Origin of the sequence: Nocardioides seonyuensis (genome assembly GCF_004683965.1) — a bacterium.
Taxonomy (GTDB): Bacteria; Actinomycetota; Actinomycetes; order Propionibacteriales; family Nocardioidaceae; genus Nocardioides; species Nocardioides seonyuensis.
In genome coordinates this window covers 2,348,638-2,361,988 of sequence record NZ_CP038436.1, presented here as the reverse complement: position 1 = coordinate 2,361,988, position 13,351 = coordinate 2,348,638, and the positions used below count along the sequence as shown (strand labels likewise).

General features: G+C 71.6%; 14 protein-coding genes and 1 tRNA gene. 5 read left to right on the top strand and 10 right to left on the bottom strand.

The genetic code is table 11. The features are described from left to right. Positions 1-2 precede the first annotated feature (2 nt). Genes sepX through EXE58_RS11455 form a run of 6 tightly spaced genes read right to left on the bottom strand, consistent with a single transcriptional unit; the run spans position 3 to position 5,163 of the window. Positions 3-911, bottom strand: coding sequence for a divisome protein SepX/GlpR (gene sepX, locus EXE58_RS11480; RefSeq protein ID WP_135268012.1), 909 nt, complete (start codon positions 909-911; stop codon positions 3-5). A 60-nt stretch (positions 912-971) separates the two neighbouring features. After that, a complete protein-coding gene (locus EXE58_RS11475) occupies positions 972-1,532 on the bottom strand; it encodes a GNAT family N-acetyltransferase (protein ID WP_244242186.1) in 561 nt (186 codons plus the stop codon). Positions 1,533-1,576: 44 nt separating this feature from the next. Continuing rightward, complete coding sequence (locus tag EXE58_RS11470; protein ID WP_135268011.1) at positions 1,577-2,053, bottom strand: MogA/MoaB family molybdenum cofactor biosynthesis protein; 477 nt, start codon at positions 2,051-2,053, stop codon at positions 1,577-1,579. Continuing rightward, the gene (gene moaC / locus EXE58_RS11465; protein ID WP_135268010.1) at positions 2,050-2,526 is read right to left on the bottom strand and encodes a cyclic pyranopterin monophosphate synthase MoaC; all 477 of its coding nucleotides are present in this window, start codon (positions 2,524-2,526) and stop codon (positions 2,050-2,052) included. Before moaC ends, EXE58_RS11470 begins: the two co-directional genes overlap by 4 nt. Then, entirely contained in the window at positions 2,526-3,770 is a 1,245-nt protein-coding gene (gene glp / locus EXE58_RS11460) for a molybdotransferase-like divisome protein Glp (RefSeq protein WP_135268009.1), read from the bottom strand. Before glp ends, moaC begins: the two co-directional genes overlap by 1 nt. Beyond that, the gene (locus tag EXE58_RS11455; RefSeq protein ID WP_135268008.1) at positions 3,763-5,163 is read right to left on the bottom strand and encodes a UTP--glucose-1-phosphate uridylyltransferase; all 1,401 of its coding nucleotides are present in this window, start codon (positions 5,161-5,163) and stop codon (positions 3,763-3,765) included. Before EXE58_RS11455 ends, glp begins: the two co-directional genes overlap by 8 nt. Before the next feature lie 23 nt (positions 5,164-5,186). Between EXE58_RS11455 and EXE58_RS11450 the strand changes: the two genes are divergently transcribed. Further along, a complete protein-coding gene (locus EXE58_RS11450; RefSeq protein ID WP_244242185.1) occupies positions 5,187-5,786 on the top strand; it encodes a 5-formyltetrahydrofolate cyclo-ligase in 600 nt (199 codons plus the stop codon). 61 nt (positions 5,787-5,847) lie between these two features. Here the strand turns inward: EXE58_RS11450 and EXE58_RS11445 are convergent, their stop codons facing one another. After that, on the bottom strand, positions 5,848-8,475 hold the full coding sequence (locus EXE58_RS11445) for a penicillin acylase family protein (RefSeq protein WP_135268007.1): 2,628 nt from the start codon (positions 8,473-8,475) through the stop codon (positions 5,848-5,850). A gap of 44 nt (positions 8,476-8,519) precedes the next feature. Here EXE58_RS11445 and EXE58_RS11440 point away from each other — a divergent pair, with 44 nt between their 5' ends. From EXE58_RS11440 to EXE58_RS11430, 3 genes are all read left to right on the top strand, one after another. Continuing rightward, a complete protein-coding gene (locus tag EXE58_RS11440) occupies positions 8,520-8,822 on the top strand; it encodes an FmdB family zinc ribbon protein (protein ID WP_135268006.1) in 303 nt (100 codons plus the stop codon). Positions 8,823-8,873: 51 nt separating this feature from the next. Beyond that, entirely contained in the window at positions 8,874-9,512 is a 639-nt protein-coding gene (locus EXE58_RS11435) for an SAF domain-containing protein (RefSeq protein ID WP_135268005.1), read from the top strand. 64 nt (positions 9,513-9,576) lie between these two features. Next, positions 9,577-9,930: an MscL family protein gene (locus EXE58_RS11430; protein WP_135268004.1), complete on the top strand. Its 354-nt coding sequence runs from the start codon at positions 9,577-9,579 to the stop codon at positions 9,928-9,930. Positions 9,931-10,011: 81 nt separating this feature from the next. On the opposite strand, the gene EXE58_RS11425 is transcribed toward EXE58_RS11430, so the two are convergent. After that, a complete protein-coding gene (locus EXE58_RS11425; protein WP_135268003.1) occupies positions 10,012-10,239 on the bottom strand; it encodes a hypothetical protein in 228 nt (75 codons plus the stop codon). Further along, a complete protein-coding gene (locus tag EXE58_RS11420) occupies positions 10,236-11,489 on the bottom strand; it encodes an LCP family protein (RefSeq protein WP_135268002.1) in 1,254 nt (417 codons plus the stop codon). Before EXE58_RS11420 ends, EXE58_RS11425 begins: the two co-directional genes overlap by 4 nt. 118 nt (positions 11,490-11,607) lie before the next feature. Between EXE58_RS11420 and EXE58_RS11415 the strand changes: the two genes are divergently transcribed. Then, a tRNA-Arg gene (locus EXE58_RS11415) sits at positions 11,608-11,683 on the top strand. Positions 11,684-11,703: 20 nt separating this feature from the next. Here EXE58_RS11415 and EXE58_RS11410 read toward each other — a convergent pair. After that, a complete protein-coding gene (locus EXE58_RS11410; protein WP_167288834.1) occupies positions 11,704-13,140 on the bottom strand; it encodes a calcium-binding protein in 1,437 nt (478 codons plus the stop codon). Positions 13,141-13,351: the final 211 nt, after the last annotated feature.

The window sequence follows — 13,351 nt, the reverse complement described above, 5'->3', positions numbered from 1 at the left end:
GGTCAGGAACCGGAGGCGCGCTTCTCGTCGGCGAGCTCGGCGTCGGCAGCGGCGGCCTTCTGGGTGGCGGCCGCCTCGCGGGCCAGGGCGCTGTCGCTCTCGCTCCGTCCGCTCGACCAGACGCCGGTCGACTCGAGGTCGATCGTCTGGACGCTGCGGCGCTGGGCGGCGGGCTTGGTGACGTAGGTCGGCAGGGTCGTCGGGACCATGTCCCAGCCGCCGGTCACCGAGGCGGTGACGATGGGGATCTCGCCGGAGAGGACCAGCGGCACCTCGGCGGCGGGGACGGGCGCCTCGGGGTTGGGCTGCGCCGGGATCGCCGGGCGACGGGCCGGGGTCGGGGCGGCCGGCACGGGTGGCAGGTCCGCCTGGGTCTCCTCGGAGTCGACCTCGGGGGGCAGCCCGATCTCGATGGCGTCGCGCGGAGCCGCGGTGCGAGCGGATCGCTCGGCCTTGACCGAGACACGGCACGCCACCAGCCAGGCGACGAGCAGCACGGCGGGAAGCGCCGTCCACGCCCAGGACAGGACCGAGCCGGCGGCGAGCCCGGCGACGACGAGGTTGACGACCAGGATCGAGGCGAGCACGTTGCGCCGGCGGCGCGCAGCACGGCGAGCCGACTCGCGCGTCACCTGGGGACGGCGCGGCACCGGGGCGTCGGCGGCCGGGCCGGACGTCGTACGACGCTTGGTCTCCACCGGCGGCCGGACGACGGCGCGCACCGGGGCGACGACGAGGCGGGCGTTGCGCCGGTCGACCGGCTCGCGCCGCGCGAGCACCCGCATGGTGTGGGAGAACTTGTCGACGGAGCGGCTGCGGACCGCCTCGTCGTGGTGCTTGAGCGCCTTGGGGACGAGGTAGACGGCCCACGCCACGGCAAGGGCGACGAAGATGAGCGCGCTGGGGTCCACGCACGCAGCGTAGGAGGGCTGACACCGCGTGAGGCGGATGTCAAGTGGTGTGTCGCACAACTACTCGTGTGACTGGTGTGAATTTCCTGCACCTTCGCCCTGCAACGGCCACTCCTCGACCGTCACGGCGAACAGCCGGTGGTCACGCCAAGCGCCGTCGATGTGCAGGAATCGCGGCGCATAGCCCACCTCGCGCAGCCCGAGCTTCTCGACCACCCGCAGCGAGTTGGTGTTCTCGGGGCGCACGGCGATCTCGACGCGGTGGAGGCCGACCGGGCCGAAGCAGTGGTCGATCGTCATCGCCACTGCTCGGGGAACGATCCCCCGCCCCGCCAGGTCGCCGTCGATCCAGTAGCCGATGGAGGCGAACTGGGCCGATCCCCGGACGATGTTGTTGACGCTCACCTGCCCGGCGAACCGTCCGTCCACCTCGATCACCAGCGGGAGGGCCGTCCCGCGACGGGCGTAGGCACGCAGGCGGCGTACGACGACGCGGAAGGACGGCGGACGGGGGCCGCCCCCGGGGGGCAGGGTGGCGTCCCAGGGCTTGAGCCAGGCCGCGTTGCGCTCGCGGACCTCGCGCCAGCGCGCCGCGTCACCGGTCTCGATGGGTCGCAGCACGAGACCGTCGTCGCCCTCGAGGCGGACCGGCCAGCCCGGCGCCGTCAGTGGTCGCTCCCCACGACCTGCTCGACCGCGTGCTGGAGCACCGGCTCGAGCACCTCGAGCGCGTCCTTCACCCCTCCTCGGGAGCCGGGCAGGTTGACGACCAGGCACCGGCCGGCGACCCCCGCGAGGCCCCTGGACAGCACGGCCGTGGGCACGCCCTTGGCGACGCCGGCGGACCGGATCGCGTCCGCCAGCCCGGGCACCTGCCGGTCCAGCAGCGGCGCGGTGGCCTCCGGAGTCCGGTCGGTCGGCGTCAGCCCGGTGCCGCCCGTGGTGAGCACGACCCGCGCCCCGCCCTCGAGAGCGGCGCGGATGGCCTGGCCGACCGGGTCCCCGTCGGGTACGACGACGGGGTCGCCGCACTCGAACCCGTGCCGGCCCAGCCAGGCCGTGATCAGCGGGCCGGTCTCGTCGGGGTAGACCCCGGCGGCTGCGCGGTTGGACGCCACCACGACCGTGGCCGGCAGGGTCACGACCGGCTCCAGTCGCCGCTCTTGCCACCGGTCTTGGTCTCGACGCGGACGTCGGTGATGACGGCCGACTTGTCGACCGCCTTGACCATGTCGACGACCGTCAGCGCCGCGACCGACACGGCGGTCAGCGCCTCCATCTCCACACCGGTCCGGTCGGTGGTGCGCACCGTCGCGGTGATGTCGACCGACTCGTCGGTCACCACGAGGTCGACCTCGACGCCCGAGATCGCCAGGGGGTGGCACAACGGGATCAGCGACGGGGTCTGCTTGGCGCCCATGATGCCAGCCAGCCTGGCCACCGCGAGGGTGTCGCCCTTGGGGACGCCCTCACCGCGGAGCAGCTCGACCACCGCGGCGGTGACGAGCACGCGGCCCGACGCGGTGGCCGTACGGGCCGTGACGTCCTTGCCGGACACGTCGACCATGCGGGCCGCCCCGCGCTCGTCGACGTGGGTCAACCTGTCTGCGGCCATCAGAACTCCTCGTCGAGCTTGCGGATCGCGACCATGTCGCCGGCCTGCAGCGCCGTCGTCTCCGGGGGTACGACGATGAGGGCGTTGGCCGCGGCCAGGTCGCCGATCAGGTGGGAGCCGTGGCCGCCCACGGGCGAGACGAAGGTGCCGCCACGGTCGGACTCGTGCACCGCGCGCACGAGCTGGAGCTTGCCCTCGGGGGAGGAGATCCCGTGGGTGAGGCGCGCGCGTGAGGTCGGCCGCTCGTAGGGCAGCATCCCCATCATCCGGCGGATGGCGGGCAGCACGAAGGTGTCGAAGGAGACGTAGGCAGAGACGGGGTTGCCCGGGAGGGTGAACACCGGCGTCTCGTCGACGCCGATCGTGCCGAAGCCCTGCGGCTTGCCGGGCTGCATCGCCACGCCACCGAACCACATCGAGCCGTGGGAGGACAGGGTCTCCTTGACGACGTCGAAGTCGCCCTCGCTGACGCCGCCCGTGGTCACGATCAGGTCGGCGCGCACGAGCTGGTCGGTGAGCGCCTCGGTGAAGGCGGTCGGGTCGTCCGGGACGATCCCGACGCGGTAGGCGATCGCCCCCGCCGCCCGGGCGGCGGCCGCCAGCAGGAAGGAGTTGGCGTCGTAGATCGCGTCGCGGGCCAGGGTCGAGCCCGGCTCGCGGAGCTCGGAACCGGTGGAGATGATCACGACCCGCGGGCGCGGGCGGGAGCGGACCGTGGCGCGGCCCACGGCGGCGAGCAGGCCGAGGTGGCGTGGACCCAGCGGGGTGCCCTCCTCGAGCAGCATGTCGCCCTCGCGGACGTCGTCACCGGCCGGGCGGACGTGCTGGCCCTCGCGGGGCGCCCGGCTGATCTCGACGCGGGCGACGCCGCGGTCGGTCCACTCGTAGGGGACGACGGCCGTCGCGCCCTTCGGCACCGGGGCACCCGTCATGATCTTGACGGCCGTGCCGGGCGAGAGCGCGAGGATCGTGGCGCGGCCCGCGCCGATCTCGCCGACCACGGGCAGGCTCACGGGAGCGTCCTCGCTGGCACCCTCGACGTCGGAGTGGACCACGGCGTAGCCGTCCATGCCGGAGTTGTCGAAGCTGGGCAGCGAGATCGGGGCCACCACGTCCTCGGCCAGGGCGAGGCCCAAGGTGTCCATCAGCGGCTGCGGGAACGCAGGCAGCGGCGAGACGGTGTCGAGGATCCGCTCGACCAGGTCGGCCACCGGGATGAGTCCGGCCGGGGTCGGGTCAGCCATCTGACTCCTCGCCCAGCCGCTCGCCCGCCGCGATGCGCTGGGCCGAGGGCGAGTCGAGGGACACCTCACCGACGACCGAGACTCCGGGCCCGAACGTGAAGTCGCCCTCGATCTTCAAGGACGTGGCCTCGCGCAGCGACGGAGCCCCCTCGGGGAACCTCTTGTCGAAGTCGCCGACCAGCTTGTAGAACTCGCCGTCGAGGTCGATGAAAGGCACCTCGTCGGCCGCCTGGTCCAGGGTGAAGTCGCCCGCGAGGTCGTAGATGTCGGAGCGCAGCACGAGCAGGTCGTTGGTCGTCTTGACCGGGACGAAACGGTCACGGCCGACCTCGATGGTGCGGGCGCCCTCGAACACCTCGATGGCCGCGCCCATGGCGGTCTCGACCTGGATGACCTTGGGGGTGCTCGGGTCGGCGGGGTCGAGGTTCTTCACGTTGCGGATCAGCGGCAGCCCGAGGATGCCGCCGCGGGCGTCGAGCGCGTCGACCATCGCCTGCAGGTCGAACCACAGGTTGTTGGTGGACATGAACCGGTGGCGCTCGAGGTCAGCCAGGGCGGCCTGGTCCGACTTGAGCGTCTGGGCCGACTCACGCAGCACGATCCGGCCGTCGGCCTTGCGGCGCGCGAAGTGACCGCCCTTGCGGTCGGAGGGGGTCCGGCGCACGGCCTCGATGGCGAACGGTGCGCCACTGGTCGCGAACCAGCCCGCCACCCGGGCGTCGGGGACTGCACCGAGGTTGTCGGAGTTGGACACGAAGACGTGGCGGTAGCCCGCGTCGATCAGCGTGCCCAGCAGGCCGGTGCCGCGCAGGGCGGTGTAGATGTCGCCGTGACCCGGCGGACACCACTCCAGGTCGGGGTCGCGCGGCAGTGCCGCAGGCATCAGGTCGGCCTCGAGGAGCTTCGGCACCTTGTTCTGCAGGAACTCCAGCGGGAGCCCCTTCACCGGCAGGTCCTCGTAGCGGGCCAGCGCGGCCATCGTGTCGGCCGAGGTGCGGAAGGAGTTCATGAACAGCAGCGGCAACGTGGCGTCGTACTCCTGGCGGAGGTGGAGCACCTGGCGGGCGATGATGTCGAGGAAGCTCAGCCCGCGGCGCACGCAGAGCAGCGACTTGGCGCGATCCATGCCCATGGAGGTGCCGAGACCGCCGTTGAGCTTGATCACCGCGGTGTGCCGGATCGCCTCGGCCGCGGCCTCGTCGTCGACCTGGACGTCGGCCAGCGACTCCATGTCGAGCGGCTCGATCGTGTCTTCGGGGATCATCCCGGTCTCGCCGTGCTCGAGGAGGCGGTAGTAGTGGGCGAAGGTGTCGATCGCGACCGGGTCGACCCCCGCGTCCCGCATCTTCGCGCGCGCCAGGTCGAGCCCGCCGCCGGTCTGCTTGCTACCCATGCTCCCGATCGTAGGCTGACCCGGTGAACGGGTCGGTCGGCGGTCAGGGCAAGGGACCGCTGCGCGCCTCCGTGCTGGCCGCGCGGACGCTCCGCCCGCCTGCCGCGCGCGACGCCGCGGCCGAGGCGATCCGTGCGCAGGCGCTCGCGTGGGAGGCCGTGTCGCGTGCCCGCACCGTGGCTGCCTACGTCTCCGTCGGCACCGAGCCCGGCACCCGGCCCCTGCTGGACGCGCTGCTGGCCTCGGGCACGCGCGTGCTGCTGCCGGTGCTGCTCGACGACAACGACCTGGACTGGGCGGCGTACACCGGCCCCGACGACATCATGTCGGCAGCTCGTGGCCTGCAGGAGCCGACCGGAGCGACGCTGGGGGTCGACGCGGTGCGAGCTGCCGACGTGGTGCTGGTCCCGGGCCTCGCGGTCTCCCCCGCCGGCGACCGTCTCGGCCGCGGGGGCGGGTCCTACGACCGCGCGCTCGCCCGGGTCGGGTCCGGCACACCCACGGCGGTTGTGCTGTACGACGACGAGGTCGGCCTCGCCGTGCCCGTCGAGGCCCACGACCGCCGGGTCTCGCACGCCCTCGCCCCGCGGGGCGTGGTGGCGCTCACCGCCCTCGATGGTTGAGGAAGGACGGAGTCCTGTCACGAAACCCGGCCTGGTTTCGTGACGGCGCCAGCGCGCCTCCTCAACCCGCGTCTGGAGGCACCAGGGTGAGCGTGTCCTCGGCCGCCTCGTCGACGGCCTCCCGGGAGAAGGCCCAGGGCAGGTAGTCGCCGGCGACCCACAGCTCGGTCTGGTCGGAGTAGTGCGAGGAGGCCGGGTGACCGGAGACGCCGGTGAGGTTGATCCACCGTGAGGCGTCCCAGTCGGCGAGCGAGACGACCATGCGCATCGACGGCGCGGCCGTGACCTCATAGCCCTGGGCCGCGTCCCACGAGGTGGCATCGACGATGGCGCTGCCGCCGCCGACCTCCCAGCCGTCGCGGTTGACGAGCCGCTCGACCAGCCCGATGCCGGACTCGCCGAGGGTGCTGGAGTGGAGGTTCATGCGGTGCAGCTGACCCCACTCCCACAGCTGCGGGTCGCGTGAGCGTCGCTCGGTCAGCTCGTCGCGGGCCTCGGTCATCGCCGCGAGCAGGATGTCGTCGCGCGTCTCGGTGCCGTCGGTCCGCACGTCGTCCCACCACGGGCCGGCGGGGTGGTCGAGCATCTCGGTGACGACGGCGAACCAGCGGTCGTCGCCGTTGGGCCAGTTGCCGGGCCGCAGCTCGTCGTGGAAGGTCAGCTCGAGCAGGTTGCGCCAGACCACGTTGAAGTAGGCCGCGGGGGCGCTGTCGGCGGGCTGGGAGAAGTCCCAGGAGGCGAGCAGCTCCTGGGCCTGGCGGTAGTAGCCCGACGGCAGCTCGCCGATGTCGAGGAGGTAGGGCACCAGCACCGGGGCCATCGGGTTGGCGGTGTCGAGCTGGAGGTCTGCCATCTCCGAGACCGACAGCTCCCCCTCCTGCTCCAGCAGGTCGCGGATGCGCGTCGAGCGGTAGCCGAGGTCCCAGTCGCGGGTGAGCAGGTAGGGGTACTCCTCGTCGATCACCGCCTGGTTGGCGGTGACGATGAACCCCTCCTCCGGGTCGAGCACGCTGGGCAGCCCGTCGAAGGGGATGAAGTCGCCGGTCCAGTCGTTGGCGGAGATCCAGCCCTCCACCGGCATCGAGCCGTCGTTGCCGGACTTGCGGATCGGGATCCGGCCGGGCGCCTGGTAGCCGATGTGCCCCTCGCGGTCGGCGTAGACGAGGTTCTGGGCGGGTACGGCGAACGCCGCGGCCGCCGCGCGGAACTCGTCCCAGTCGGAGGCCTGGTTGAGCATCAGGATCGCGTCGGCGGTGGGAGCGGGGTCCAGCGCGGTCCACTCGAGCGCGACGGCGTAGCCGCTGCCGCGGTCCCCCGGCTCGTCGGTGGGCGCGTTGGCTCCCAGGGTCGCGAAGTCCGCGGAGACGTCGCTGATCAGCGGCCCGTGGTCGGTCTCGCGGATGCGGAGGTCGAAGTCGTCGCCCCCGAGCACCTCGATGGTCTCGTGGCGCACGCGCATGGGCTGGGTCTCGCCGTCCTGGACCCAGCGGTCGTCACCCTCGGTCTGCTCGAGGTAGAGGTCGGTGACGTCCGGTCCCAGGTTGGTGAAGCCCCACGCGATGTCGGCGTTGTGACCGATCACGATCCCGGGGACGCCGGAGAACGTGAAGCCGGCGACGTCGAGCGTGCAGTCGGGCCCGGCCTCGCGGCAGTGCAGGCCCATCTGCATCCACACCCCCGGCTGGCTGACGCCGAGGTGCGGGTCGTTGGCCAGCAGCGGGGCCCCGGTGTTGCTGTGGTCGCCGTCGACGACCCAGGAGTTGCTGCCGATCCCGTCGCCCCGACCGAGCAGCGCGGGCATCGCGTCGGCCTGGTCGCGCACGCGTCGCAGCGCGTCGATGGCCTCGTCGGGGTAGGGCGGGCGCTTGGGGTCGCGCGTGGCGTTTCCGCTGGCGTTCTGCTCGAAGACGCCGTCGACGACACCGCCGGTGTCGACGATCGGCGGATGGGCGTCGTGGTCGTAGTCGGGGTAGAGCTGCGCGACCTCCTCCTCGTCGTGCTCGAGGGAGAGCAGCACCCGGTCGACCTCGGCCTCCATGTTGCCGCGCAGGTCCCACGCCATCGCCTTGAGCCACGCGAGGGAGTCGACCGGTGTCCACGGCTCCGGCGTGTAGCGCAGGCCGCCCAGACCGAGCACGGAGTACTCCACCGCGATGCTGGAGGTGCCGCGGTCCTCGAGATACGCGTTGACGCCCTCGGAGTACGCCGTCAGCGCGTCGCGGGTGGCCGGCTGCAGGAGGGCCCACTCGTCCTCGGCGACCCGGCGCCAGCCCATCGTGCGGATGAACTTGTCGGTCTCGAGCGTCTCCTCGCCGAAGATCTCCGAGAGGCGGCCCGAGGTCACGTGACGACGCACGTCCATCTCGAAGAAGCGCTCTTGGGCCTGCACGTAGCCCTGGGCGCGCAGCAGGTCGGCGTCGGTGTCGGCGTAGATGTGCGGGATCCCGTGATCGTCGCGGACGACCTCGACCTCGCCGGTCAGGCCGGGAAGCCTCGCCTCGCCGCCGGTCTGCGGCAGCGGTCGGCGTACGAAGTAGGTGCCCACGCCCGCGAGCACGAGGAGCAGGAGCACGACCCCGACGGCGACCCAGGCTGTCCAGCGGACGGGGCGCGGCGCCGCCCAGAACCGTTGCCAGGCAGACGGCTCGTCGACAGAGACGGGGGCGGGGTCCTGCTCGTGCTCGCTCATCGCGCGGCAATTGTGCCGTACCCGTGCAGTAAGATTTGGCCACCATGCCCACGTACCAGTACGCCTGCACCGAGTGCGGTCACGCCTTCGAACAGTTCCAGAGCTTCAGCGACGACGCGCTCACCCACTGCCCCGAGTGCGACGGACGGCTGCGCAAGGTCTTCAACGCCGTCGGCGTGGTGTTCAAGGGCTCGGGCTTCTACCGCACCGACAGCCGCTCCGGCTCGAGCTCCTCGGACACCGCGACCAAGTCCTCCTCCAGCGGCGAGGGCAAGTCCTCCAGCAGCAGCACGCCCTCCACGCCGTCGACGTCGACGACGAACTCCTCGGGCTCCTCCTCCGACTGACCCTGTGGAGAGAGCGCGCACGCCCACCCCGTCGCGCCCTACGGTCGTCGGATGCACTCGCCCGGGGGTCCCACGTCCGTCCTGCGACGCCGCCTGCGCGGCCTGCGCCGCCGGGTCCTGCGACGCCGCCGCCTGATCGCGGCCGGCCTGGCCGGCGCCGCTGTGCTGGCCGCGATGCGGGTCGCCTCGCCTCCCACACCCGCCTCGGTGGAGGTCCCCGTCGCGACGCGTGACCTCCCGGCAGGCGTGCGGCTGGCGGACGGCGACGTCAGCATGCGCGCCCTGCCCGCTGGAGCGGCGCCCGACCGGCTGGCCTCCGACGCGGTCGGGCGGGTGCTGGCATCCCCGGTCACCCGGGGCGAGCCACTGACCTCGGTGCGTCTCGTCGGACGCTCGCTGGCCGAGGCCCACCCGGATGACGCCGTGCTGCCCGTGCGGCTCCCCGACGCCGGGATGGCGGCGCTGCTGCGACCCGGCGACGTGGTCGACCTCCTCGCGACCGACCCGGGCACCGGTGCCGCCCAGGTCGTGACCACCGGCGCGACGGTGCTCGCCGTCCCCGAGGGGCTGCCCGAGGGTCCGGCCGGTGGACACGGCGGCGGCGCCCTCGTCGTGATGGCCGTGGCGGCCCACGACTCGCTCGACGTCACGAGCGCGGCGCTGTCGCAGTTCCTCACGGTGGGCTACTGACGCTAACGTGGCTGGTCGTCATCCAATCGTGGCTCCGCCTAGGGGCCTGAAGAAGGAGATCCACGTGAGCGGCTTCAAGAACTTCGTCCTGCGGGGCAACCTGATCGAGATCGCGACCGGCCTGATCGTCGCCCTGGCCTTCGCCGAGGTCGTCACCACGTTCACCGAGTGGCTCACCGGCCTGATGCCCGAGTCCGCCGACGACATCTTCGCGAACGACCCCCAGAGCTTCGGGGCGTTCCTCAACGCGGTGATCGCGTTCCTGATCATGGCCGCGGTCGTCTACTTCTTCGTGATCGTGCCCTACACCAAGGCCAAGGAGAAGTTCTTCCCCTCCGACGAGGAGGGCACCCCCGAGGACATCGTCCTCCTCACCGACATCCGCGACGCCCTGCGCAGCCGCGGCGGCGCCGTCTGAGCCTGCACCCCGGATAGTCCGCTGCGAAATGCCGCTCGGCCACGTCATGTGACCGGCATCTTGCAGCGGACTGTCTCGTTCTCAGCCGTGGTGGGGCGGGACCTCGCCGCGGTACCACGCATCGCCCTTGCCGCCGCCGTGGTGCTCCCCGCTGCCGAAGACCTCGTCGAGGCGCCGCTGACGGGCGGCCTCTGCCCGCGCGCGGGCCTGTGCGTCCGTCTCGTCGGGTACGACGTCCTGCTCGTCGTCGGGCTGCTCGTCGCCGGGCTGGTCGTCGCCGGGCTGCTCGTCGCCGGGCTGGTCGCTCACGCGCAGACTCCCGGGACGGGCTCCGGCTCCGGCGTCTCGGTCTGGGCAGGAGGCTCAGGGGTGGCAGTCTCGGACGGCGACGGGGTCTCGGTCGGCGAGGGCGTCTCCGTCGGCGAGGGGGTCTCGCTCTCGTTGGAGGTCTCGGGCGGCTCGGCGCTGATCGCGTTGGACAGCAGCTTGGGCGGCAGGGGCTTGTCCTCGTTGAGGAGCTTCCAGATCTGCTCGGCCTCGGGGGTCCAGTAGACACTGCCCCAGTGGTCGGACTCGCGGGGGTAGTACTCCGTCGGCAGCGTCACGAACTTCACGTTGTCGAGGCCGATGCTCTGCAGCTGCATGGCGAGCTTGCCGATGCGGGTGACGGAGTCGAGCTCGTCGTCGGTGGTGAGCGACGAGGTCGCGGCGTCGAGGAACGGCACCACCTTGTCGAGCCGCGCGAGGGTGCCGGCGGACTTCACCTTGCGCACCAGCGCGGCGATGAACGCCTGCTGGCGGCGGATGCGGCTGATGTCGTTCTGCTGGACCAGCTCGCCGACGTAGCGAGCGCGGACGTAGTCGAGGGCCTCGTCACCGGTGAGCACGGACGGGTCGCCGGCCGGGACGAAGATCTCGTGCTTGGGGTCGTCGATGTCCTCGGGGACACAGACGGGCACGCCGCCCACGGCGTCGACCATGTCTCCGAACCCATTGAAGTCGACGACCACGAAGTGGTCGACGTAGATGTCGGTGGTCGCCTCGACCTGCTCCATGGTGCAGACCGGGCCGCCCGCGTTGTAGGCGGCGTTCCACTTGACCTCGGTCTCCGCCGGTATCTCGTCGTCATCACCGCAGGCCGGGCGGTCGATGATCGAGTCACGCGGGATCGAGACGGCGTAGGCACGCTCACGGTCGGCGGAGATGTGGACGAGGATCGTGGTGTCGGACCCGCCGCCCCCCTCGGCGTCGACGCCGCACCCCTCGCAGTCGCGGGAGTCCGAGCCCATCACCAGGACGTTGAGCGGCTCGCCGTTGCCTCGGTAGACCTTCTCGGGCCGGTCCTCGCCCAACGCCCCGAGCGAGACGCCGGTGATGTTGCCGCTGAGGTGGCGGTAGAGGTAGACCATGCCGAGGCCGGTGACCAGACCGAGCACCAGCAGCGACGCCACGATGACGCGGCCGATGGTGTGCTTGCGGCCAACCTCGGCCCTGCGTGCGCCGGGGGTGGTTCCAGGGGTGGCAGAGCCGGTCGCGGGTGGACGCGACTCTTCTGACACTTCTACCCCCAGGCAGTGATGCTGACCGACCGGGAGGAAACTTACTCCACGTCGCAAAGCACGTCCCAACCCCCGAAGTCGCGCTTCGCACGCGGGTTTTGGTTGGATGGGTTCCTACGCCCCAGTAGCTCAGTGGATAGAGCAGCCGCCTCCTAAGCGAAAGGTCGCAAGTTCGACTCTTGCCTGGGGCACCACCGCGACCTGCACCACCCGCTCAGCGGCGTCCGCGCGAGACCCGCACGATGACGACCGCTCCCTTCTGCTCAGCGCTCACCACCCGGCCCTTGCGGATCTTCCTGCTCGCCACCTTGCGCACCTTGGTCGTCGTGCAGTGCGCGCGCTGGAGCTTCTTCCTCGCCTTGCGCAGGGTGAGCCCCTTGAGCCGCTTGGGGACCACACAGCCCTGGCCGGGTGCCGAGGTCCCGGGCGCCGAAGTACCCGGCGCCGACGTGCCCGGCGTGGGCGTACCGGGCGTCGGGGCGCTGTTGCTGTCCACTTCCTCGCAGTTGGTGGCCGTGTCGACCGGGTCGACGACCGCGCGGTCGTCGCCGACGCCGCAGTCGATCACGTCTGCCTCGCCGTCACGGGCAAGGATGAGGTCGTTGCCGAACGGGACGACGACGCAGTCCGTCAGGTAGGAGCACCGCTGGGACGTCTCGTCCGCGAAGATGGTGTCGCGGCCAGGCCCGCCCGTGATGGTGTCGTGGCCGTAGCCGCCCTCGAGGGTGTCATCGCCGGCGCCACCGTCGATCGTCTCGGTTCCGTCGTTGCCCGTGATGGTGTCGGCCCCGGCGTTGCCCAGCACGACCGAGGTGCCGTAGTTGGGAAGGTCGATGCTGTCGTTGGTGTCGCCCAGCCCGTAGTGACCCGGCGCGATGGCGTCGAACCGCTCGACAGCGATGACGTTGTCGCGCTCCCCGGAGGGACGCCCGTCGTTTGCGAGGCCGTCCACGGTGACGGAGATGGCGAACGCGGGGTCGGTCGTCATGGAGGCCCAGTCCTGCACGGAGTCGAAGCCCGGCCCACCGTCGACGAGGTCGTTGCCGACGACGTCAGGGTAGGTGTCGGGCTCGAGGTGGTCGTCGCCGTCACCGCCGTGGAGTGCGTCGTCGCCGCCGTTGCCGTGGAGTGCGTCCTTGCCCGCACCGCCCAGCAGGGTGTCGGCGAACCTCATGCCGTTCAGCACGTCATCACCGTCGCCACCGTCGAGCGTGACCACGTTGTCGACGTCGTTGTTGGCGGAGAGCGCGTCGTTGCCGCTGCCCCCGACGACGGTGATCGTCAGCGACGGCAACGTCTGGTCGAGGAGGTCCCGGTCCTCGCCGTCACCGAGCTCCAGCCGGAGCGCGGCCGGCATCGGGCACAGCACCTGGTCGGCGTACGGCGGGTCGGTCAGCACACAACCGGCACCCGGCACCATCGTCTCCGCCGGGTCCGAGATCAGCAGTGAGCCGGCGTCACCCGCCACGAACGGGTAGTTGTTGACGCCGGGCGACGCGGTGTAGACGAGCGTGGAGCCCTCGAGGTGGAAGGTCGCGCCGGATGCCAGCGTGGCCACGCCCTGTGCTGTGGTGAGCGGGGCGGCATGCGCCGTTCCGACGCCGCATGCGAGGGCGATCGCAGCACTCAGCAGGGTCACTCCGAGGTTCATCTGATCCGTTTCCTGTCGTCGAGGGGGTGGCTCGACTCCTTGTTGCATGCACGCGGTCGATCGGTTCTCGGCCCCCGTACTGGTATGGACCAGGAGTCCCGGACGAGCCCGCACAGGTCCGCGAGCGCGCGTGGTCGACCTCGCGACCGCGTTTCCCGGTGAATGTTTGGCTGCCACGAACGTGGGAGAGGATTCCCTCGACCCTCCCGAG